Raw genomic sequence first — 20,821 nt, 5'->3', positions numbered from 1 at the left:
CCGGCTGCAGATCAAGCCTTAACGCTAAAGAATGATGATCCCGAATCAGCCCAGCATCATCCGGTCGTCAGCCAGCTTATGGCCGCTGATCGCTTCGAATTCGCCAAGCAGACGCTCTACCGTCAGATCCTTCTTGCGCGTCTCATCGAAATCAAGGATGATTGAACCCTTATCCATCATGATGAGCCGGTTGCCCAGGCGGATCGCCTGATCCATGTTATGAGTAACCATCAGTGTAGTCAGCTTCATCTCACGGACAATGGATTCCGTAAGGGTGGTGATCAATTCCGCGCGCGAAGGGTCCAGCGCAGCCGTATGCTCATCCAGCAGCAGAATCTGCGGCTGGGTGAAGGTCGCCATCAGCAGGCTCAGCGCCTGCCGCTCGCCTCCTGAGAGCAGCCCCACCTTCGCCCGTAGCCGGTCCTCGAGGCCGATGCCCAGGCGGCTGAGCTGTTCGCGGAACAGCGTACGTCTCTGCGCATTGACACCCAGGGACAGCCCGCGGGGCTTGCCCCGCTTGTAGGCCATGGCCAGATTCTCCTCAATCGTCATATGCGGCGCAGTCCCGGCCATCGGGTCCTGGAAGACCCGGCCGATCCAGCGTGCGCGCTGGTATTCCGCCAGATGGCTGATCGAGCTGCCCTCAATACGTGCTTCCCCCAGATCGGGCTTCATCACGCCTGAGATAATATTCATCAGCGTAGATTTGCCGGCACCGTTACTGCCGATAATCGTTACAAAATCCCCGGCGTTCAGTTCTAGATCAATTCCCAGCAACGCGACCTTCTCATCCGGCGAGCCGGGGTTGAATAGCTTACATACATTATCAAGCTTCAGCATTGGCCGCCCCTCCTCTCTGCTTGCTGCGCTGAGCCAGCTCAGCGAGCTCTGCGGTCCGTCTGCGGGCCGTGCTCTTCTGCTTCACATACCGCTGAACCGACGGGAAGACGAGCGCAATAATGACGATAATTGCGGTAATCAGCTTGAGGTCGGAAGCCTTGAGCCAAGATACCCGGAGTGCCAGAGCGACAACGATCCGGTACACGATTGAACCGAGCAGCACAGCCAGTGTCGCCCGGAAGACGTTCTTCGCACCGAAGATTGCCTCACCGATAATTACCGACGCGAGTCCGATGACAATCATCCCGATCCCCATTGAGGCATCGGCGAAGGTAGAATACTGGGCGATCAATGCACCCGAGAGCGCCACCAGCCCGTTCGACAGGCTGATCCCCAGAATGGTTGTTGCATCCGTGTTCACTCCGAAGCTGCGGATCATCCGCGAGTTGTCGCCGGTGGCCCGCAGGGCCAGTCCCAGATCGGTGCGCAGGAACAGGTCCATCAGGATTTTGACCAGCACGACGATAAAAGGCATGACCAGCAGCGGATTAATGGAGCTGAATAACGTATCCTCTCCCATTAAGGAGACATTCGGCTTCGCCAGAATCCGCAGATTGATCGAATAGAGGGCAATCATCATCAGTATGCCGGACAACAGCCCGTTGATTTTACCTTTGGTATGAAGCAGACCGGTACACATCCCTGCCGCCATTCCGCCGAGCAGTGCACACAGGGTCGCCAATAGCGGAGAATAACCGCTGTTGATCATCACTGCGGCAATCGCGCCGCCTGTGGTGAAACTTCCATCCACCGTCAGATCGGGAAAATCCAGAATACGGAAGGTAATATAGACCCCAAGTGCCATGAATGCGTAGAGCAGGCCCATTTCCAGAGCCCCGATTAATGAATTATACATTGCTGACTTCCTCCCTCAAGCGGCAAAGGGCGCCCATCTAGGACGCACCCTGTTTATGAACTCTGTAGATTATTGAATAATATTATTGCCCGGATCAGCCACTTCAGCCTTCATGGCATCGGTTACTTCAATTCCCTGTGCTGCCGCCGCCTTGAGGTTAAGCACCAGGTCCAGCTTCTCCTGCATGGTTACTTTCATATCACCGGGACTTTTTCCGTTCTTAAGCACTTCTACCGCCATTTGGCCGACCTGATAGCCATGATCATAGTATTTGAAGCCTACCGTAGCAAAAGCACCCTTCTCCACCGTATCGCGGTCTGCCGAGAAGAACGGAAGCTTGTTGTCGTTAGCAGTCTGGATAATCGCGTCTACGCCGCTGACAACGGAGTTATCGAGCGTAATGTACAGCGCGTCTGCACGCCCTACAAGCGATTCTGCTGCCTGCTTCACTTCCGAAGTATTGGTAATCGCCGCCTTCACCAGCTCAATCCCGTGCTTGTCCAGCTCACCCTTGGCGATATCTGCCATAACTATAGCATTGGGCTCCCCTTCATTAATGACCAGGCCCAGCTTCTTCACCTTGGGGAACTGCGTCGCAATGAAGTTCATCAGGCGGGTAATCGACTCCGGATTGGTATCCGATGCGCCTGACACATTACCTCCGGGATGCTCCAGATCACTGACAATCTTGGCATCGAGAGGGTCGGTTACCGCTGCGAACAGAATCGGAGTGTCCTTCACATTCTGTACGACAGCCTGAGCCGAAGGTGTAGCAATCCCCAGCACCAGATCGTTCTTGTCGCCGGCAATCTTCTGGGCAATGGACAGGTTGTTGGCCTGATCCGCCTGAGCGTTCTGAAGATCCACCTTCAGATTCTCCCCTTCAACAATCCCTGCATCCTTCAGTGCAGCCACGAATCCCTCACGGGTAGCGTCCAGTGACGGATGCTCAACATATTGCGAGATGGCAATCTTGTAGGACTTGGCATCGCCGGAGCCTGCATTTGAAGCTGGAGCTTCCGTGGCTGCTGCCGGGGCATTCCCGGTGCCCGCGTCATTCTTCACTGCGGCATTATTGTTCCCGCAACCGGCAGCTACGAGCATCAAGGCCATACTAAGCCCCATCCAAATCTTCTTCGTCTTCATCAGATAACCCCTCTTCTTGTACGGGTTCAGCGCGAGAACCTGGGCTAGCGGTCCAGCATTATCGCTTTCATCTTTAAAAGCATTAAAGCGAAGGCCCGCACCCTGCCCCCATCCGCTCCCCGAATCTATTAAACATATATTATATGTAGGTTGATTTCCCGTCAATCATTTAAGTGAGGTCCATATTTTACAAAATAAGCACAATGAGTGTGTCCTCGCTTCAACAATCTACGGTTTCTCTTGACATTGTTTGCTAAAGCCTGCAGTACATAAAAAAAGCGGCTCTGCACAAACTTACCTTAAAGTTTGAAGATGGAGCGTGCCCAATGCCAATAATCAATCTGAGTACAAGCAAAATCATACTATCCTCCGCCATCCTAGTTACCGCCATTGCCGGAACAACCGCCTGTAGCTACAATACCAGTAAGGACAACACTCCCAAGGTTAACTCCCTGACGCCGTCCGGAACGTTTGCAGGCAGCTACTATGAGAAGAATTCATATGCCGACAAAGAAGGCAAGTACTGGATTCCGCTCAAGCCGGCAGCAGCCTCCATCGGCTACAGAATGAAGGACGATACAGCAAGCGGCGGATATATTAAGCTAGGCTATAGTGATGTCATGTACATGCTGCGGCCGGATTCCAGCCAGGTGTTCTCATTGGGCCAGCATATCACCCTTCCCGATGTTCCCATCCGCCGTGAGGGTCAAATCTATATCACGCCCACCGCCTTGTCTAAGCTGCTGCAGACTGAGGTCGGCTGGAATCCCGGTACCGGCGAGATTAACATCGCCACCCCTTCCGACAGGGAGAGCACAGAGAACTCCGGCAAGGTGGAAGCTGCGAAGCCGCTGCGGATTCAGAGTGTATCGAATGTGGACACGGGCGAGCTGGTCTCTTATGCCAAAAAATTTCTCGGTGTACCTTACGATTTCGGCGCCGGTTCCTATGAAGAGACCAAGCGCTTCGACTGCTCGTCCTTTACACGCCATGTCTTTCAGAAATTCGGGGTAGATCTGCCCCGGCTGGCCAAAGATCAGGACAATATCGGCAGACGGGTATCACGCAGCTCGCTGGAGCCCGGCGATCTGATCTTCTTCACCGTACCCGGACGTTTCGAGAGCGACGCGGTTCCCGGTCATGTCGGTATCTACATCGGCGGCGGGAATTTCATTCACACCTGGGGTGACCCCGGCGTGCAGATCAGTGAGCTGGACAGCGGATACTGGAGCAACGTTATCCTGCACATGCAGCGTGTGCTCTAGACCGGGAAATAATAAATGCAAGGAAGACAGCCCGGGCTCGCTCACTTAGCGACCGGTCCGCTTCCTTGCATTTTTTTGCTGCAAATCATTGTTATTCCAAAGGTTACTCCCAGCTCTTCATACGCCCGCTCAGGCGGAGAACCAGCTTGACCAGCTCCACAATGACCACGATGGACAGCGCAGCGCCGCAGACAATACCCCACTGCAAGCCGTTTAGATGCTCCACGCCGAACCATTCATTCAGTCCCGGAATGATGATCACCAGCACCAGCAGAAGGCCGGAGATCACCGATGCGCCCAGCATATAGCGGTTGCTGAACACGCCGATCTGGAACAGAGACTTCGTATTCGATCTGACGTTGAACGCATGGGTAAGCTGCAGCAGTCCCAGGGTGGCGAATGCCATCGTGACCGCAATTCCTTCATCATAATGCGTATGTGCCCAGTAATAGACCATGAGCGTCAGCCCGGCCTCCAGCAGGCCCTGGTAGATAATTGAGATCCCCACACCATCTGCAAAAATACTGCTGCTGGACTTACGCGGCTGCTTCGCCATTACATCTCCGTCCGCTTTTTCCAGCCCCAGGGCAAGTGCCGGAAGGGTATCCGTCACCAGATTGATCCAGAGAATATGAATGGGTTCCAGAATCCGCCAGCCGATCAGCGTGGCGATGAACAGGGTGACCACTTCCCCCAGATTCGCCGACAGCAGGAACTGGATGGATTTGCGGATGTTGCTGTATACCTTCCGCCCTTCCTCCACCGCCACCACAATGGTTGTGAAGTTATCATCGGCCAGCACCATATCGGATACGCCCTTGGCAACATCCGTCCCGGTAATCCCCATGCCCACTCCGATATCGGCAGATTTCAGGGCTGGGGCGTCATTTACGCCGTCTCCGGTCATGGCGACAATCTTGCCTTTATTCCTCCAGGCCTTGACGATCCGTACCTTATGCTCCGGTGAGACCCGGGCGTACACAGAATAATCAGCCACCCTTGTTGCAAAATCCTCCTCGCTGATTCCATCCAGCTCGCGGCCGGTCAGCACTGCCTGGTCATCCTCGATGATCCCAAGCCGCTTGGCAATCGCAGCAGCCGTGTCCCGGTGGTCCCCGGTGATCATCACCGGCCGGATGCCCGCCCGTCTGCAGACCGCCACAGCATCCCGGACCTCCTCTCGCGGCGGATCGATCATTCCGGTCAGCCCCACGAACACCAGCGCCTGCTCTGTCACCTCAGGCGAAGGCGCCGCCGGCAGCGAAGCCTCATCCCGGTAGGCAAAGGCCAATACCCGCAGGGCTTCATCAGCCAGCTCCTTGTTGCTCGCGGTAATGCGGCGGGTATGCTCCTCCGTCAGAGGTACAGCTACACCGTCCTCATAGATGTGACTGCATTTCGAGACCAGCACATCCGGTGCTCCTTTGGTCAGAACCCGGAACTGCCCGTTATCCAGCTTATGGATTGTAGTCATCAGCTTGCGATCGGAATCGAACGGCAGCTCACCCACACGCGGATAACGCTGCTCCAGCTCCCGCTTATGTGTCCCTATGCTAAGCGCATAGTCTACTAACGCCGTTTCTGTGGGATCGCCAAGGATCGCTTTGCCGCTTCTCGTCCCGCTGCCCTGGACTGGCTTCTCCGGCGAAGACTCACCTGCTGCGCCCCCGCTGTCATCAATGCTGGAATCGTTGCACAGAGTCATCGCCTGCAGCAGCAGTTCACCGCCCGGTATTTCACTCAGCCCGGCGTCCGCCTCCACCGTCTCCCCGCCCACGTACAGCTTTTCGACAGTCATTTTGTTCAGGGTGAGGGTCCCAGTTTTGTCCGAGCAAATGATCTCCGTACTGCCCAGTGTCTCCACCGCAGGCAGCTTGCGGATAATCGCCTTGCGCTTCGCCATCCGCTGGACCCCGAGGGCCAGAATGATCGTCACGATGGCGGGCAATCCTTCCGGAATGGCCGCTACCGCAAGCGAGATAGAGGTCAGCAGCATATCGAGCAGCTCACGCCCTTCCAGCCAGCCAACGATGAAGATCACTACACAGACACCCAGAATAATGAAAGTGAAATACTTGCCGAGCTCATCCAGCTTTTTCTGCAGCGGGGTGATTTCATTCTCGGCCTCCGAGATAAATCCGGCGATCCGGCCCACCTCTGTGTCCATGCCCGTAGCCGTGACCACTCCCACACCCCGCCCGTAAGTGACGCTGCTGCTCATATAAGCCATATTTGTCCGGTCGCCGATTACCAGGTCTGAGCCCTCCAGCACTCCCGCCTGCTTCTCCGAAGGCAGGGATTCACCGGTCAGTGCAGCCTCCTCGGTCTTCAGCGAAGCCGCTTCCAGCAGCCGGACATCCGCAGGCACCACATTGCCGGCTTCCAGCAGCACCAGATCGCCCGGCACCAGCTCCTCGCTTTTGATCTCGGTGACCTGTCCGCCCCGCCGGACTCTGGCTTCTGGGGAAGACATGCTTTTGAGCGCCTCCAGCGCCTGCTCCGCCTTGTTCTCCTGGATCACACCCAGCACAGCGTTCAGAATGACGACCAGCAGAATGATGACCGTATCCGCCCACTCCCCGAGAATTCCTGACAGTACCGCAGCAGCCAGCAAAATGAAGATCATCACATTCTTGAACTGCTCGATAAATTTGGCCAACAGCGTTTTGGGCTTGGCTTCCTGCAGCACATTTTTGCCGTAACGCTCCAGCCGCTGTACCGCTTGCTCTGTACTGAGCCCTTCTTTCCGGCTCTCCAGCAGCTTCAGCACTTCCTCGGAATCCAGCGTGTGGTAGGCCGTGCTCTCCTGGCTCTTTCTTTTGGCAGCATCCGAATTCAAGCCATCAGCTCCTTAGTGATCTATTCTGTGCAACATATCCATATATGGAGTTTTACCCAAAAATAGCCTGAGAATTCTGATAACCTATGTACATTCATGTAAAATTGCAGCGGAGGCGGCTCCGTTTGCTTGAAGAATCATCGGCTGCCGCCGCTATCCCTCTGCATCCCTGCCCGCACGAATCCTTTGAACCGGCTGCCCTGATACGACAGCTCCCCCCGGTCCCCCTCTACAATCATGGCATACGCCCTCGGCTTCACTTCAAGCTCTCTGCGGCTGCCATTATGGAATTCAAAGGTCACATAATAACTCGTATGCGTCCCCATATGCCCTCTTCCGCCCCACACCTCTGTCCGTTTGGCAACAGCCGTAACTACCCTTGATTGCAGAGGGCTGGTCTGGTTCGTCATCCAGGTCTTGATCCCTCTCCAAATCATGTAAGCAACAAAGCCCGCGATCAGCACCAGAATGAGCTTTAACAAGAATGGCCCCTCCGTGAAAAATCCGCTCTGGCTGCTGGCAACTGCCGGGTACAAACCGTTAAATATGCCTGCATTATGCAAATTAACCGCTCCTTCCGATAATTTTTTCACAAAAAGTTCAATTTACTAGAGAATACGCAGCGTAGCAGCTCCGGTTTCGTTATTCCGCAGACGCACGCCTTGAAATAATAGCGTATTATATTTGGCCCTGCTTAGATCCTATGATATGCTTTAACTACAATGTACAAAAAAGAGGGTGTTCTCATGAGGAGAGATTGGACGCGTCTGACGCTGCCGGATCTGCTGAAGGCTGTGTTCCTTCCGGTGCTGCTGCTGATTCCGCTGAAATATAATTCACATTTCACAGGAGTACGGCTGTACGCTGAATGAAGCTGCAAGCGCCGTGATTCGCAACACAAATTCCGGTTTCCTGCTGAAAGGAGGAAATCTTATGAAAGTCAGATATAGAAATGCTGCACCCTTACGTTATTCCAAGACCTTGCGTCTGCTGTCCATTGTAGGCGGAGGATTACTTGCAGCCGTTGGTCTTGAGCTGTTCCTGATGCCGCATAAGCTGCTTCCGGGCGGCATTGCCGGATTATCCGCCCTGCTGTCCCATGTGACAGAAATGCGGCTTGGATTATTCCTGTTCCTGTTCAACCTTCCCTTTATTCTGATGTCACGCAGGCAGATCAATCTCCGCTTTGCCTTATATACTATGCTTGGCCTGATCTGTCTGACGGCAGGGTCTCTGGCCTTGCACCATTTCCCGGCAGCAATCAGCGAGCCACTGCCCGCGGCTATTGCCGGGGGGCTATGTCTCGGGTTCGGCCTGGGCATCTCTGTACGCTTCGGAGGGCTGACCGCAGGAAGCGAGAAGCAGAGCGTCCGGCTGCTGAATGGAGGGCCGCCCAAATCGGCTGAGATGCCGATCATGCTGTTCAATATGCTCATCCTGCTCTACGGCGGATCATTATTCGGCTGGGATCAGGCGATGTACAGTATCATTGCGTATCTGCTTGCCTTTGAAGCGCTGCGGTTCTCCTTAAGGGACCTCTCGCTCACGCAGGCAGTCTTTATTACCAGCAGCAAATGCGAGGAGATCCGCCGCAAGCTCCAGCAGTCGCTGGACCGCGAGGTGAAGCTCGTAAGATCCACAGGACCGGAGGGCGAGCCTGGTACGGTCTTCTGCCTGGCCAGCAGGCTGGAGGAAGAACAGCTAGCCTCTATCGTGCATGACTGTGATCAGGATAGCAAGATTGTGATCAATGCCGCGCGGAACAACCGGATCTCAGCGCTTTTCCGCAATAAACCGCCGGGCTGACCAGCAATTCGTCCTATTGTGAACTCAAGTAACTAATCCAAAAAGCGTTCCCGTGTGTTACTTACGGGAACGCTTTTTGGATTGCAAGCCTATCGGAGGATATTGAATTCTGCTATTTGTCAGCGGAACATCCCCCATAAGCGGATTAAGTGAAACGTATTGCCGGGGTCGATCTTTTGGGCAATGACGAACTTCACAATTTGTTCTTCCTGTGCAGACGTCAGCTTCTCATGCATCACAGATGACGCATTACGCACTAGCTTGCGCACGACTGCTGTATCCTGGAGCTCCTGTTTGGAGATACCGGTGATCATATTCTTGACGCGTTCCTTGACCGCCGGATTCTTCATCTTCAGCTTGATGCGATCCACCAGCTGGGGACTGATTCCATATTGCTGATAACCCAAGCGCAGCACCTCCTGTCATATCCAATCATTCACAGTATATGAGGGCAGGTGCCCAGATGTGCCTGTTCAGTCAATTAAATCCCCCTGGAAAATTTGTTCCTGCTGCAAATACCCGCGCAGCGGCGCAACATCCGCCGAGGTCCAGAATGAAGCCTCCCGTAGCAGCTCAGCGGCATCATCGCGCGCCAGCTCCAGCGTCTCGAAGTCAGCCGTCATATCCGCCAGCCGGAATTCCGGCAGGCCGCTCTGCTTTGTCCCGAAGAAATCCCCCGGTCCCCGCAGCTCCAGATCCCGCCGTGATACCTCGAACCCGTCATCGGTATCTGTCATCGCAGTCATCCGCTCGCGCCCGATCTCCGACTTCGGATCAGCCATCAGCACACAGTAGGAAGCATGCTCCCCTCTGCCGACCCGGCCGCGCAGCTGATGCAGCTGAGACAGCCCGAAGCGGTCAGCGTCCATGATGATCATCAGCGTGGCATTCGGGACATCGACACCGACCTCTACGACCGTTGTAGACACCAGGAGCTGTAATTCATTGCTGTAGAAGCTCCGCATCACCTCGTCCTTCTCGGACGGCGTCATTCTCCCGTGAAGCAAGCCCACCTTATAATTCGGAAAAGCCTGTGACATCTGCACATGCAGATCAATCGCATTCTGCACATCCAGCTTCTCCGACTCTTCAATCAGCGGACAGATCAGGTAGGCTTGCCGACCCTGCTCAATCTCACGGCTGATCAGGTTCATCACCCGCTCCATCAGATCCGGCTTCACCCAATAGGTGGTGATCGGCACACGCCCCTTTGGCCGTTCGGACAGCGTAGACACATCCATATCGCCGAAGACAGTGATCGCCAGCGTCCGTGGGATCGGGGTAGCTGTCATGGTCAGCACATCCGGGTTGTACCCTTTGCGCCGCAGGACACTGCGCTGGTTCACCCCGAAGCGGTGCTGCTCATCCGTAACCACAAGCCCCAGGCTGCGGAAGAAGACATCCTCCTGGATCAGCGCATGGGTTCCGACAATCACATCCAGCACTCCCATCTGCAGGGAGGCGAGCAGATCCTTCCGTTTCCGGCCGGTTACGCTCCCGGTCAGCAGGCCCACGGTAATGCCGAAGGGCTCGAACATCCTCGTGAGCGAACGCATATGCTGCTCTGCCAGGATTTCAGTCGGCACCATCAGCGCACCCTGAAATCCGGATTTCACAGTCGCGTAGAGCGCAATCGCCGCGAGTACGGTTTTGCCGGAGCCCACATCGCCTTGAAGCAGCCGGTTCATGCAATATCCTGAACGCATATCCTGCAGAATCTCCAGCTCCACATGCTTCTGGGCATCGGTCAGCTCAAACGGCAGGCTCCGCACGAATTGCCTCACTGTTGCATTGTCCACGGTATGAACCACACCATCCATCCGGCCACGGTTCAGCACGCGGAAGGCTTGTACCTTCAGCTGGAACAGGAACAGCTCCTCATATACCATCCGGCGTCTTCCCTGCTGGCCCTCACGCGTATCCTCGGGCTGATGGATCGTGGCAATGGCCCGCTTGCGTGACATGAAATCATATTTGCGCATAATGCTCTGCGGCAGAATCTCCGGAATCAGGTCCCCATACTGCTGCAGAGCCTGGCCGATAATTCGGCGAATCCAGGACTGCGTAATCTTGCCCCCGATTGAGTATACCGGTTGCAGCGTTCCTGTCTTGCCTTCCCCGCGGTCCGGGAACTCATAGTTGGTCACCGTAATCTGATTGCGCTTCTGGTCCCACTTCCCCGTCAGCACCACTTCACGGCCGACAGTCAATTGTTCACGCGCATAATGCTGGTTGAACCACGTAGCGGTGAACATCCACGGCTCCGCCACCATCTTGCAGCTCATACGGGATTTGCCCCCGAAGCGCTGGAGCACCGGAATACCGATGACCTTGGCTACCACGGTCGCCTTATCGCCATGCTTGACCTCACTGAGAGATTTCGGGCGGAAATCCTCATACCGGAAAGGGTAATACTCCAGCAAATCCTTCACAGTAAAAACGCCAAAGGCGTGAAGCTCACTTTGCTTTTGAGCGCTCACGCCAGTTATTTGTTTCACTTCAATTGAATCCAAAGTAAGCACCATGTTCATCCCCTATACTTAGGCGGGCCAGATGAATACGGCTAAGGTCCCGTTCCCGACATGGCTGCCCACAACCGGGCCGACATTGGTCAGAACCTTCTCTTTCAAGGTGAAATGTCCGGCTAATTCCCGCAGGAATTCTTCGCCGGAAGCCGGTTCAGCCGTATGACCCACGGCCACATGTATTGTATTCACACCCGGCAGATCTGCCTTGAACAGCTCGATCATGCGGGCGACTGCCTTCTTGCGCCCTCTGACCTTTTCTACCGCATAGATAATGCCTTCTGCATCAATGGACAGGATCGGCTTGATATTGAGCAGCGTGCCCAAGATGGCCGATGCCTTGCCGATTCTTCCGCCCTTTTGCAGATATTCCAGTGTATCCACGAGAAAATACAGCTTGCGGGATTGGCGCAGACTCTCCACCTGCGCCAGAATCTCCGCAGGAGCATGCCCCTGCTCCGCCAGCCTGGCGGCTTCCACAACCATGAACCCGAAGCCGTAGGAGGCGGAGAGGCTATCTACAACGGTGATAGCTTCGCCTTCCTCTTCCAGCATGGACTTGGCCATGACAGCAGACTGATAGGTGCCGCTTAAGCCTGAGGAGATATGGAAGGACAGGATTGAGCTGCCCGGATGCTGCTCCAATATACGATGGTACACATTCATATATTCTACAGGAGACGGCTGCGAAGTGGTCGGCAATTGTTGCGAGCGGGGAAGACGCTCGTAGAACTGTTCCGGAGTCATATCCACGTTATCCCGGAATGCCTCTTCGCCGAACATCAGCGTCAGCGGAACGACTTCAATGCCGTATTGCGCCGCCAACGCAGGCGGGATATCGGAAGTGCTGTCGGTAACGATTACGGTACGATTCATAATGTTCCTCCCCATACTGTGATATAGCTGATCCACTATGCCTGCTTAATGCTTAAGCCCTAAGAGGTCTATGGCTCCACTGAGAAAAGATAATAGTACAGCGGCTGGCCGCCTTCATGAATCTCAACCTCAACCTGCGGGTACGTCTCTTCCAGCCAGCTTCCAAGAGCATCCGTAATGTCCGCCCCGGTGTCTGCGCCGGTCAGCACAGTAACGATCTCGTCACCATTCACCAGCATGCTGGACAGCAGCTGCTTGCTGACAGTGAGCAAATCATCAGCAGCAGCGACAATCTTGGAGCTCTCAATGCCGATATACTGCCCGGATTTGATCTCCAGATCCTCAATCACAGTATCCCGTACAGCATTGGTAATCTGTCCGGACTTGACCTGGGCGATAGCCTCCAGCATATTGCTGGTGTTGGTATCGACCGCATCCTCTTCCTGGAAGGCAAAGGCTGCCGAGATTCCCTGTGGAATACTCTTGCTCGGAATCACTGTAATCTCACGTTCGCCCTCGAGCAGCTCCTTGGCCTGCTGGGCAGCCAGGACAATGTTGGAGTTATTCGGCAGAATGTAGATATGCTTCGCGGAAATCGAAGAGATCGCATTCACGAAATCCTCTGTGCTGGGATTCATCGTCTGGCCGCCGGCCAGGATTGCATCGACGCCCAGGCTGCGGAAGATATCCGAGATTCCGTCTCCCGAGGAGACCGCAATGAAGCCGTACGGCGCCAGATCATCCGCAGGAGGAACCGCCGGCGCCTGCACGCTGGCCTTCTCTTCCGGGATATCGGCGAAGACATCAGGCATTGGCGCGATGTCCATACCGGCCGTCAACAGGTCGCGGTGCTGCTCGCGCATGTTAAGGATGTGAATCTGGGTGATCTCCCCGTGGACGAGCGCCAGGTTCAGCACCTCTCCGGGTGTCTTGGAATGTACATGCACCTTGATCGTCTCATCATCCGAGATGACGATAATTGAATCCCCGTTGACTGATAACGCTTTCCGAAAAGCTTCCTCATCAAAATCCGCTTTTACGGCTGCGCCAAGCTGACGGTTAATGAAAAATTCCATATCATATAAAAATTCAATGTCTTCCGTATGGAGCTGTGATTGCGCGGAAGACTGTACGGAGGACAAGGCATTCTCAGGTTTGGTCAACACGGGTGCCGGTACGGATACCGGAGCCGTGGCTTGTCCTTGCACAGAAGTCTGTACCGGCGAAGCGGCTGATCCGCTAGTCAGATGCTGGTGGAAGCCTTCATAGATATAGACCAGACCCTGCCCCCCCGAATCCACTACGCCCACCTGCTTCAGCACAGGCAGAAGCTCAGGCGTATGCGCCAAGGCTTCCTTGGCTTTGGCCAGGACTTCGGTCATCAGCTCGGTAATATCCGTTGTGCGCCGTGCATAATACACTGCATGCCTTGCAGCTTCCTTGGCAACCGTAAGAATGGTGCCTTCAACCGGCTTCACCACTGCCTTATAGGCAGTATCTACCCCGGTCTGCAGGGCAGCAGCGAACTGCTGTGTATTGAGTTCATCATATTGGGCCGCATAACGTCCAAGACCTCTGAACAGCTGTGACAAAATAACGCCGGAGTTCCCCCGCGCGCCCATCAGCAGTCCCTTCGACAGCACGCCCGCACATTGACCGACGGAGGCTGTATTGTTTCTCTTCAATTCGTTCGCGCCTGCGGTCATTGTCAGGTTCATGTTTGTTCCCGTATCGCCATCCGGCACCGGAAACACATTCAATGAATTGACATGTTCGGCATGCTGCTGCAGCATTTCCGCACCGGCTAGTACCATTGCGGTAAAATCTGTCCCGTTTATAGAACGCTTACTCAATGAGAATTCCCCTTCCTACCTTCATGCCTAATCAATTCGATGATCAACTGGACATAATGCACTAATTTATATTGTACTATAAGAGTCTGCAGAAATAAATGTTTTTGAATCGGTTGACGAAGCAATTTTTGCTGTGATATGATATTCAAGTATTGTTTTACGCAGGTGTAAGTAACAAGGAGGTGTAATCTATGTCCCGCACATGTACAGTAACAGGCAAGAAACCGGGCAGCGGTAACCACGTGTCTCACGCTAACAACCGCAACCGTCGCTCTTGGGGAGTTAACGTTCAGAAGGTTCGTATCTTGGTGAACGGCAAACCGAAACGCGTGTACGTCAGCACCCGTGCTTTGAAATCCGGTAAAGTTGAACGCGTCTAGTTTCCGATCATTCCCGGGCCTAGCGATATCTCATACCAAGTAGAAACGGACATGCCGTTCTTTCATAGACGGTATCCGTTTCAGCGAGAATAGAAGAGATATTATATTTGTAGCAAAAAGCACCCTTTACATACGTAAGGTGCTTTTTTTCATATTTACATGTCTGCTTCGGCCTTAACTCTTCTGAAACGTGTTCAAAATCGCTTTAACAAAACCTCCCAAGAATCTCGGCAGCTTGAACGTGTAAAATTTCATGATTAACCCTCCCATCAATTCATGCCGTGCAGAAGGAGACTATCCTGTCTTGATGAAGAATGTACCATCGATTGCAGACCTCCGCAAAAAAGGCTACATGAGATTTCTGCTCATGTAACCATATTTATGCGCCGACAACTTGGCCTATACCTTCCGTCTGCGAATGCAGCAGATTGAGGGTCTATTCGTGCATTAGTAAATGGGCATCATCACCTATTGCCGGACTGCACTGTCCGCTGCCTCACGGATGGCCTTGATCGCCCCTGCGCGGTCACTGCGGCCGAAGACCGCATTGCCCGCCACAAGTATATCTGCCCCTGCTGCAGCCACCAGCGGCGCTGTAGCTTCGGCTACTCCGCCGTCCACCTCGATATGCAGGCCTTTGTGATTGATCTCCTTAGCCCACTCCCGGAGCTGTGTAATCTTATGCAGCGTACGCGGAATGAACGCCTGCCCGCCGAAGCCCGGATTGACAGTCATAACAAGCACCATATCCACATCCTCCAGAACCTCCCGTACAGCTGCTGCCGGTGTAGCCGGATTAATGGCTACCCCCGCCATCAGGCCGAGCTCCTTGATCTGATGAATTACACGGTGCAGATGCACACAGGCTTCGGCGTGAACCGTAATTATAGAAGCGCCCGCAGCTGCAAAATCAGCAATATAGCGTTCCGGGTTCTCAATCATTAAATGTACATCGAGGGGCAGTGAAGTGTTGGATCTCACCGCTGAAACAATCGCGGGACCCAGCGTAATATTCGGCACAAAATGTCCGTCCATCACATCTACATGAATCCAGTCCGCACCGCTGGCTTCCGCTTCGGCCACCTCTGCGCCAAGCGCTGCGAAATCTGCTGACAATATGGAAGGAGCAATTTTTACCATGAGTTTAGTACCTCCGCTTTTTATCTTTCATTTCATTAAAGAACAGCTTGTAATGCTCGTAACGGCTATCCGCAATATCCCCGGACTGCAAGGCCTCTATCACCTTGCAGCCCGGTTCGTGCAGATGGCTGCAGCCGCGGAATTTGCAGTTCTCTGCATAGGAGGCGAACTCCCGGAAGCACACGGACAGCTCATCCACTCCAAGCTCCAGGAAATCCAGCTGACTGAAGCCCGGTGTGTCGGCCACAAATCCGCCGTTACCTATATCCATCAACTCAACATGGCGCGTGGTGTGGCGTCCGCGCCCGAGACGGAGGCTAATCTCCCCTGTCTCCAGCGCAAGGCCCGGTACAAGTCGGTTGAGCAGAGTGGACTTCCCTACGCCCGACTGTCCTGAGAAGACGCTGATGATTCCGGCTAGGCGCTGCTGCAGTTTATCAGCACCTGATCCGTTCAGTGAGCTTGTTACCATCACTTCATAGCCAACCTGCTCATACAGAGCTTTGACAGCTTCCGTAGCCTGACCTTCATCATCAGCCAAATCCTGCTTCGTGAGCACAATCAGCGTCTCCAGGCCGGAATGCTCGATATGCACCAGGAACTTGTCCAGCAGATTAAGATTCATATCCGGTTCCCGCACGGAGAACAGCAGCACCGCCAGCTTAACGTTGGCCACCTGGGGGCGGATCAGCTCTGATTCACGGGGAAGCAGCTCGTCCACCATGCCCTCTCCGTTCTCGGTCAACACATAGTTTACCCGGTCACCGACCAGAGGCGCAATTCCTTTTTTCTTCAGAATCCCGCGTCCACGGCACTGCACCGCCTGGGCTTCTGTCACGATCTGTTCATTCTTGAGTGGCTTTACATAGTAGTATCCGCTAAGTGCTTTAATTATGATTCCTTCAGGCATACATGCTGAGCCTTCCTCTCCTGATATTGCGCAAATGACCCAAGTGTGGAACCCCCGGGTCATTTCGCTGCCTCAGCAGTGCCGATATTCCCTGGCAACTCCGCTGAAGCTTATCTCTGTTATATTATTTATGGCCTTTATCCTTGCCGTGCTTGTTGTTAAGGCCCTTACCATTACCATTACTGTTGCTATTGATATTGCCCTTGCTGCGGGCAGAAGCCAGCACACTGTTATTCTGTCCGTTACCCGGAACATAACCCGTCTGGTTGGTCCCGCCTGTCCCTTCACCTTCCCCGGTGTCCGGCGGAAGAATCTCAGGCTCTGCTGTCGGGTCGGGAACCGGCGTCTCAGTAGGCTGGACAGCCTCGGTAGGAGCAACCGTCGGTGTAGGCGTCTGTGTCTCCACTGGAGGAGGTTCAGGCTGCTGCACAGTGTTATTCTTGACATCCACATAAGTTATAGGGAAGGTCTCCAGGAACTCCCCGTCCCGGTATACGGATACCATACCGTCTTTGTTAGGGGCAAGCAGCATATTCACAGACAAGGTCTGGCTTTTACCAATCGTGCGGGTGCCCCACTCCTGGTTCTCGCCTCCATTGCGCGCATCTGCAAACACAATACGGATCTTGCTTTTCTTGCCGTCCGCAGCAGGTGCTACCGGAACATTAAACGTGAATTCCAGAGCTTCCGGAGGATACCCTGTGCTGATGTAGATCGTAATCTTCTCGCCTGGAGGGACCAGATCCCCTGCCTCGTAAGCCCATTGCTTCGTAACCTTACCCTTCTCGTAAATGAAGCTCGGCTCTTCCTTAACCGCATCCAGCACTAGACCTACACTCTCCAGCGCAGCCTTGGCTTCCTTCTCTGTCTTCCCGAGGAGATCCGGCATCTGGGTGCTCTCTTTGCCTTTGCTTACGATCAGCTTGACGGTTACCGTATCAGGATCGTAATCGGTTCCTGCGGCAGGCTCGGAGCTAATAACCTTGCCTTTGGCAAACTCCTCACTATAGCGTTCATCCGGTGTTGTAATTCTATCCTGGGCAATACCAAGGGCAATCAGCTCCTTGACGGCATCATCATAACTCAGGTTAGAAACATCCTTAAGTTTAGGCAATACCTTGGCGGTGCTAACCGTTAGGATAATATGAGTTCCTTCTTTGACCATCGTATTGGTCTTGCTCTGCTTCCAGACAATATTCTCTTCGAAGTTAGGATTATACGCAATCAGCGCCGGCTCCTCGGCAAACAGCCCCACAGCTTCAAGCTGTGCCTTGGCTTCCTCGAAGGTCTTGCCTGTCACCGCGGGCACCGAGACTTCATCGACCGACAACTTGGAATTGACATACCACACAATTCCGGTCATGGCAATCAGCACGACCAGTGTAAGGCTAATCCACAGCGCGGCGCGGCCTTTACGCTTCGAAGAAGCAGGCGGCGGAGCTTCCTCCATACTGCGGGTCCGCTCCTCGCCGCCACGGCTGGTTAGCCCGCGCTGCAGTGGCTTGATCGCCGGAATGATGCGTGTTCTGTCTTCATCATCATCATCCTGGAATAACGTTTTGGCTTCACTGCGCCGTTCCGGCAGCAGACAGGTCTCCAGATCCTGCAGCATTTGCTTGGCGGACTGATAACGCTCCTCCGGGTTCTTGCGCATCGACTTCAGGATTACATTCTCCACGCTTTGCGGAATCAGCGGATTCAGCAGTCGCGGCTCCTCGAATTCCTCCTGCAGATGCTTCAGCGCCACACTGATCGGGCTTTCCCCCAAGAAAGGAAGCACGCCTGTAAGCATCTGATAGAGCACGATGCCAAGAGAGTAGAGGTCGGATTTCTCGCCTGTTGTTACGCCTTTGGCATGCTCCGGCGAGAAATAATGCACGGAGCCCACCACAGAACCCGTCTGGGTAATGGTAGTTGACGTAACCGCCCGGGCGATTCCGAAGTCGGTAACCTTAACCCGCCCGTTACGTCCCATCAGAATATTATGCGGTTTAATATCGCGGTGAATAATCTGGTTCATATGCGCATGATCCAGCGCATCACAGATCTGCGAGGCAATCCGCACGGATTCATCCACCTGCATCGGTGCCCGCTCTTTGATAATTTCATTCAGGTTCTTGCCTTCAATATACTCCATAACAATATAATGGACTTCATCTTCCTGGCCGACATCGTATATGCTGACTACGTTTGGATGAGACAACGATGCAGCAGATTGCGCCTCCCGCCGGAACCGGCGGATGAATTCCTCATCATGCACAAACTGATTGCGCAGTACTTTGATAGCAACATTCCGGTTAAGCAGTATATCATGGGCTCTATAGACAAGCGCCATGCCTCCTCCGCCAATCCGTTCGATGACTTGGTAACGGCCGCCCAATTCGTGACCGATCATCTTTCCCACTCCTTTGTCTCGGGCACTGCGGCCTCTCCTTGGTGTTCCAGCATAGCAACGCTTATATTATCGCTGCCCCCAGCAAGCAATGCCAGTTGAAGTAATCGCTCTGCTCTTTCTTCCAGAGATATTTCGTTAATTCCGGCTACCTTGCCCAGATGCTCCTGGCTGACATAATTACTGAGTCCGTCGCTGCACAGCAGCAAGAGCTCACCGATTGCAAGCGTAACATAAGCCAGATCCGCAGACACCACTGTATCCGTGCCCAGTGCCCTGGTGAGCACATTGCGGCGCGGATGATTATCCAGCTCCTCCAGGCTGATCTGGCCGTTCCTGAACAGCTCATTCACCAGCGTATGATCCTCGGTTAGCTGCCTGGCTTCACCGTTCTGAATCAGATAAGCCCTGCTGTCCCCGATATGGCCGATATAGCCTGCCGCCCCTTTCAGCAGCGCAGCAACGATGGTAGTCCCCATATTGTGGAGCTTCTCATCGCTCTGAGCCTCACTGTGAACCGTGTTATTGGCTTCCATAATGGCGGCAGTCAGCGCCTCCTTCAGCTCTGCCTCAGGCAGATCAGGTTCCAGCTGGTCCAGAATACCCCTGACCGTCTCGAGTGCCAGCCTGCTCGCGGTATCGCCAGCCAGATGTCCCCCCATTCCGTCGGCAATAATGCCGAGGGTATAACCGTGGCGCGTGGCGCCGATCCAGACTGAATCCTCATTGACGGTACGTACCCGGCCAATGTCGCTGGCTTGAACTGTTCTGATCAAATATCCTCACCCCAACTCCATATGTTTGGCACGCAGCTGTCCGCATGCGGCCGCAATATCATGGCCTTGCTCACGGCGAATGGTAACATTCACGCCATGATCGGCCAGTATACGCTGAAATTCAAAGATATCATTGCGGGAAGTCCGGACATACTTGCGCTCAGGCACATGATTGACCGGAATCAGATTCACATGGCACAGCATCGTCTTCAGCACCCCGGCCAGCTCTTCTGCATGCTCCGGCTGATCGTTCACGCCGCCGATCAAGGCGTACTCGAAGCTGATCCGGCGGCCTGTCTTGGCCTGATAGTAGCGCAGGGACTCGATTACATCGTCGAACGGATAACGGCGGTTCACCGGCATCAGCTTGGAACGGAGCGTATCGTTAGGAGCGTGAATCGAGATCGCCAGATTAATCTGTGTATCTTCATCAGCGAATTTATAGATGTTCGGCACAATTCCGCTGGTGGACACGGTGATGTGGCGCTGGCCAATATTCAGGCCCTTCTCGTGGATCATCAGACGGAGGAATCTCATGGTTGCATCATAATTCTCGAAGGGCTCGCCTGTCCCCATAATGACAATGCTGCTGACACGTTCGCCGCGCGCATCAAGAATCTGCTGGGAACGGACAACCTGGGCAACAATCTCCCCTGCAGTCAGATCCCGCTTGAGACCACCTAGGGTAGATGCACAGAAGGTACATCCGATCCGGCAGCCTACCTGAGTCGTCACACATACACTGTTGCCGTAATTATGCTTCATAATAACTGTCTCAATCGCATGATCATCATGCAGACCGAACAGGAATTTCACTGTGCCGTCCTTGGACTCCAGCTTCGTAATCTCGGTAAGCGCCGAAATACTGAACTGGTCTACGAGCTTGGCTCTGAGTGCCTTGGACAGGTTGCTCATGGATTCGAAGTCATTGATCCGCTTCACATACAGCCAATCAAAGATCTGCCCGCCGCGAAAAGCAGGCTCCCCGTTGTCCTTGGCCCATTGCTGCAACTCTTCTAACGAAAAATCATATATTAAAGGTTTCATTGTATTTTTGCACCTGTGCTTTCATAAATTATATGCGTGTTATTTCTCATTCTTCCTATTTTAACACAAAACTCTGAGCCGGTAAAAGAAAGCCCGCCGCGCGGAGGAAT

19 protein-coding genes are annotated in these 20,821 nt (G+C 54.0%); 4 read left to right on the top strand and 15 right to left on the bottom strand.

Features of this window, described 5'->3' with window-relative positions:
* Positions 1-45 precede the first annotated feature (45 nt).
* The 3 genes from ACFSX3_RS10790 to ACFSX3_RS10780 all read right to left on the bottom strand — a co-directional run bounded on the left by ACFSX3_RS10790 (position 46) and on the right by ACFSX3_RS10780 (position 2,902).
* Positions 46-840: an ABC transporter ATP-binding protein gene (locus ACFSX3_RS10790; protein WP_209985520.1), complete on the bottom strand. Its 795-nt coding sequence runs from the start codon at positions 838-840 to the stop codon at positions 46-48.
* Positions 827-1,756 carry an ABC transporter permease gene (locus ACFSX3_RS10785; RefSeq protein WP_209985518.1) on the bottom strand — a complete coding sequence of 310 codons (930 nt, stop codon included), beginning with the start codon at positions 1,754-1,756 and terminating at the stop codon, positions 827-829. Before ACFSX3_RS10785 ends, ACFSX3_RS10790 begins: the two co-directional genes overlap by 14 nt.
* A gap of 69 nt (positions 1,757-1,825) precedes the next feature.
* A complete protein-coding gene (locus tag ACFSX3_RS10780) occupies positions 1,826-2,902 on the bottom strand; it encodes an ABC transporter substrate-binding protein (RefSeq protein WP_209985515.1) in 1,077 nt (358 codons plus the stop codon).
* A gap of 326 nt (positions 2,903-3,228) precedes the next feature.
* Between ACFSX3_RS10780 and ACFSX3_RS10775 the strand changes: the two genes are divergently transcribed.
* A complete protein-coding gene (locus ACFSX3_RS10775) occupies positions 3,229-4,167 on the top strand; it encodes a C40 family peptidase (RefSeq protein ID WP_339224624.1) in 939 nt (312 codons plus the stop codon).
* Between the two features lie 103 nt (positions 4,168-4,270).
* On the opposite strand, the gene ACFSX3_RS10770 is transcribed toward ACFSX3_RS10775, so the two are convergent.
* Positions 4,271-7,006, bottom strand: a complete 2,736-nt coding sequence (locus tag ACFSX3_RS10770) for a calcium-translocating P-type ATPase, SERCA-type (RefSeq protein WP_379312862.1) — start codon at positions 7,004-7,006, stop codon at positions 4,271-4,273.
* Between the two features lie 137 nt (positions 7,007-7,143).
* The gene (locus tag ACFSX3_RS10765; RefSeq protein ID WP_209985510.1) at positions 7,144-7,488 is read right to left on the bottom strand and encodes a DUF2500 domain-containing protein; all 345 of its coding nucleotides are present in this window, start codon (positions 7,486-7,488) and stop codon (positions 7,144-7,146) included.
* Between the two features lie 264 nt (positions 7,489-7,752).
* Here ACFSX3_RS10765 and ACFSX3_RS10760 point away from each other — a divergent pair, with 264 nt between their 5' ends.
* Complete coding sequence (locus tag ACFSX3_RS10760) at positions 7,753-7,878, top strand: hypothetical protein (RefSeq protein ID WP_379256695.1); 126 nt, start codon at positions 7,753-7,755, stop codon at positions 7,876-7,878.
* Positions 7,879-7,939: 61 nt separating this feature from the next.
* Positions 7,940-8,812, top strand: coding sequence for a YitT family protein (locus ACFSX3_RS10755; protein ID WP_209985508.1), 873 nt, complete (start codon positions 7,940-7,942; stop codon positions 8,810-8,812).
* A 119-nt stretch (positions 8,813-8,931) separates the two neighbouring features.
* Here ACFSX3_RS10755 and ACFSX3_RS10750 read toward each other — a convergent pair whose 3' ends face one another.
* The 4 genes from ACFSX3_RS10750 to ACFSX3_RS10735 form a co-directional block, all read right to left on the bottom strand.
* A complete protein-coding gene (locus ACFSX3_RS10750) occupies positions 8,932-9,219 on the bottom strand; it encodes a stage VI sporulation protein F (RefSeq protein ID WP_209985506.1) in 288 nt (95 codons plus the stop codon).
* Positions 9,220-9,285: 66 nt separating this feature from the next.
* Complete coding sequence (recG, locus tag ACFSX3_RS10745) at positions 9,286-11,337, bottom strand: ATP-dependent DNA helicase RecG (protein ID WP_209985502.1); 2,052 nt, start codon at positions 11,335-11,337, stop codon at positions 9,286-9,288.
* A 15-nt stretch (positions 11,338-11,352) separates the two neighbouring features.
* On the bottom strand, positions 11,353-12,213 hold the full coding sequence (locus tag ACFSX3_RS10740; RefSeq protein ID WP_209985498.1) for a DegV family protein: 861 nt from the start codon (positions 12,211-12,213) through the stop codon (positions 11,353-11,355).
* Positions 12,214-12,281: 68 nt separating this feature from the next.
* Entirely contained in the window at positions 12,282-14,066 is a 1,785-nt protein-coding gene (locus tag ACFSX3_RS10735; protein WP_209985494.1) for a DAK2 domain-containing protein, read from the bottom strand.
* A gap of 191 nt (positions 14,067-14,257) precedes the next feature.
* On the opposite strand from ACFSX3_RS10735, the gene rpmB reads away from it, so the two are divergent.
* Positions 14,258-14,446: a 50S ribosomal protein L28 gene (rpmB, locus tag ACFSX3_RS10730; RefSeq protein ID WP_076074411.1), complete on the top strand. Its 189-nt coding sequence runs from the start codon at positions 14,258-14,260 to the stop codon at positions 14,444-14,446.
* A gap of 174 nt (positions 14,447-14,620) precedes the next feature.
* On the opposite strand, the gene spoVM is transcribed toward rpmB, so the two are convergent.
* From spoVM to rlmN, 6 genes are all read right to left on the bottom strand, one after another.
* Positions 14,621-14,701, bottom strand: a complete 81-nt coding sequence (spoVM, locus tag ACFSX3_RS10725; protein ID WP_020431362.1) for a stage V sporulation protein SpoVM — start codon at positions 14,699-14,701, stop codon at positions 14,621-14,623.
* Between the two features lie 213 nt (positions 14,702-14,914).
* Positions 14,915-15,586, bottom strand: coding sequence for a ribulose-phosphate 3-epimerase (gene rpe / locus ACFSX3_RS10720; RefSeq protein WP_209985491.1), 672 nt, complete (start codon positions 15,584-15,586; stop codon positions 14,915-14,917).
* A gap of 4 nt (positions 15,587-15,590) precedes the next feature.
* A complete protein-coding gene (gene rsgA / locus ACFSX3_RS10715) occupies positions 15,591-16,496 on the bottom strand; it encodes a ribosome small subunit-dependent GTPase A (RefSeq protein ID WP_209985488.1) in 906 nt (301 codons plus the stop codon).
* 124 nt (positions 16,497-16,620) lie between these two features.
* Complete coding sequence (gene pknB, locus ACFSX3_RS10710; RefSeq protein ID WP_209985486.1) at positions 16,621-18,891, bottom strand: Stk1 family PASTA domain-containing Ser/Thr kinase; 2,271 nt, start codon at positions 18,889-18,891, stop codon at positions 16,621-16,623.
* Positions 18,888-19,664 carry a Stp1/IreP family PP2C-type Ser/Thr phosphatase gene (locus ACFSX3_RS10705; protein WP_209985483.1) on the bottom strand — a complete coding sequence of 259 codons (777 nt, stop codon included), beginning with the start codon at positions 19,662-19,664 and terminating at the stop codon, positions 18,888-18,890. The genes pknB and ACFSX3_RS10705 overlap by 4 nt, the downstream gene beginning before the upstream one ends.
* A gap of 6 nt (positions 19,665-19,670) precedes the next feature.
* Positions 19,671-20,711, bottom strand: coding sequence for a 23S rRNA (adenine(2503)-C(2))-methyltransferase RlmN (gene rlmN, locus ACFSX3_RS10700; RefSeq protein ID WP_209985480.1), 1,041 nt, complete (start codon positions 20,709-20,711; stop codon positions 19,671-19,673).
* Between the last annotated feature and the right edge of the window lie 110 nt (positions 20,712-20,821).

Source organism: Paenibacillus rhizoplanae, from assembly GCF_042684125.1.
Taxonomy (GTDB): domain Bacteria; phylum Bacillota; class Bacilli; order Paenibacillales; family Paenibacillaceae; genus Paenibacillus_AQ; species Paenibacillus_AQ rhizoplanae.
The sequence above is the reverse complement of the archived record's forward strand: the minus strand, read 5'-3'. Positions and strand labels throughout refer to the sequence as shown.

Excerpts from the sequence above, each read along its gene's own strand:
- ACFSX3_RS10790 (WP_209985520.1), bottom strand. The coding sequence starts at position 840 with ATGCTGAAGCTTGATAATGTATGTAAGCTATTCAACCCCGGCTCGCCG.
- ACFSX3_RS10785 (WP_209985518.1), bottom strand. The coding sequence starts at position 1,756 with ATGTATAATTCATTAATCGGGGCTCTGGAAATGGGCCTGCTCTACGCA.
- ACFSX3_RS10780 (WP_209985515.1), bottom strand. The coding sequence starts at position 2,902 with ATGAAGACGAAGAAGATTTGGATGGGGCTTAGTATGGCCTTGATGCTC.
- ACFSX3_RS10775 (WP_339224624.1), top strand. The coding sequence starts at position 3,229 with ATGCCAATAATCAATCTGAGTACAAGCAAAATCATACTATCCTCCGCC.
- ACFSX3_RS10760 (WP_379256695.1), top strand. The coding sequence starts at position 7,753 with ATGAGGAGAGATTGGACGCGTCTGACGCTGCCGGATCTGCTGAAGGCT.
- ACFSX3_RS10755 (WP_209985508.1), top strand. The coding sequence starts at position 7,940 with ATGAAAGTCAGATATAGAAATGCTGCACCCTTACGTTATTCCAAGACC.
- recG (WP_209985502.1), bottom strand. The coding sequence starts at position 11,337 with ATGGTGCTTACTTTGGATTCAATTGAAGTGAAACAAATAACTGGCGTG.
- ACFSX3_RS10740 (WP_209985498.1), bottom strand. The coding sequence starts at position 12,213 with ATGAATCGTACCGTAATCGTTACCGACAGCACTTCCGATATCCCGCCT.
- rpmB (WP_076074411.1), top strand. The coding sequence starts at position 14,258 with ATGTCCCGCACATGTACAGTAACAGGCAAGAAACCGGGCAGCGGTAAC.
- spoVM (WP_020431362.1), bottom strand. The coding sequence starts at position 14,701 with ATGAAATTTTACACGTTCAAGCTGCCGAGATTCTTGGGAGGTTTTGTT.
- rpe (WP_209985491.1), bottom strand. The coding sequence starts at position 15,586 with ATGGTAAAAATTGCTCCTTCCATATTGTCAGCAGATTTCGCAGCGCTT.
- rsgA (WP_209985488.1), bottom strand. The coding sequence starts at position 16,496 with ATGCCTGAAGGAATCATAATTAAAGCACTTAGCGGATACTACTATGTA.
- pknB (WP_209985486.1), bottom strand. The coding sequence starts at position 18,891 with ATGATCGGTCACGAATTGGGCGGCCGTTACCAAGTCATCGAACGGATT.
- rlmN (WP_209985480.1), bottom strand. The coding sequence starts at position 20,711 with ATGAAACCTTTAATATATGATTTTTCGTTAGAAGAGTTGCAGCAATGG.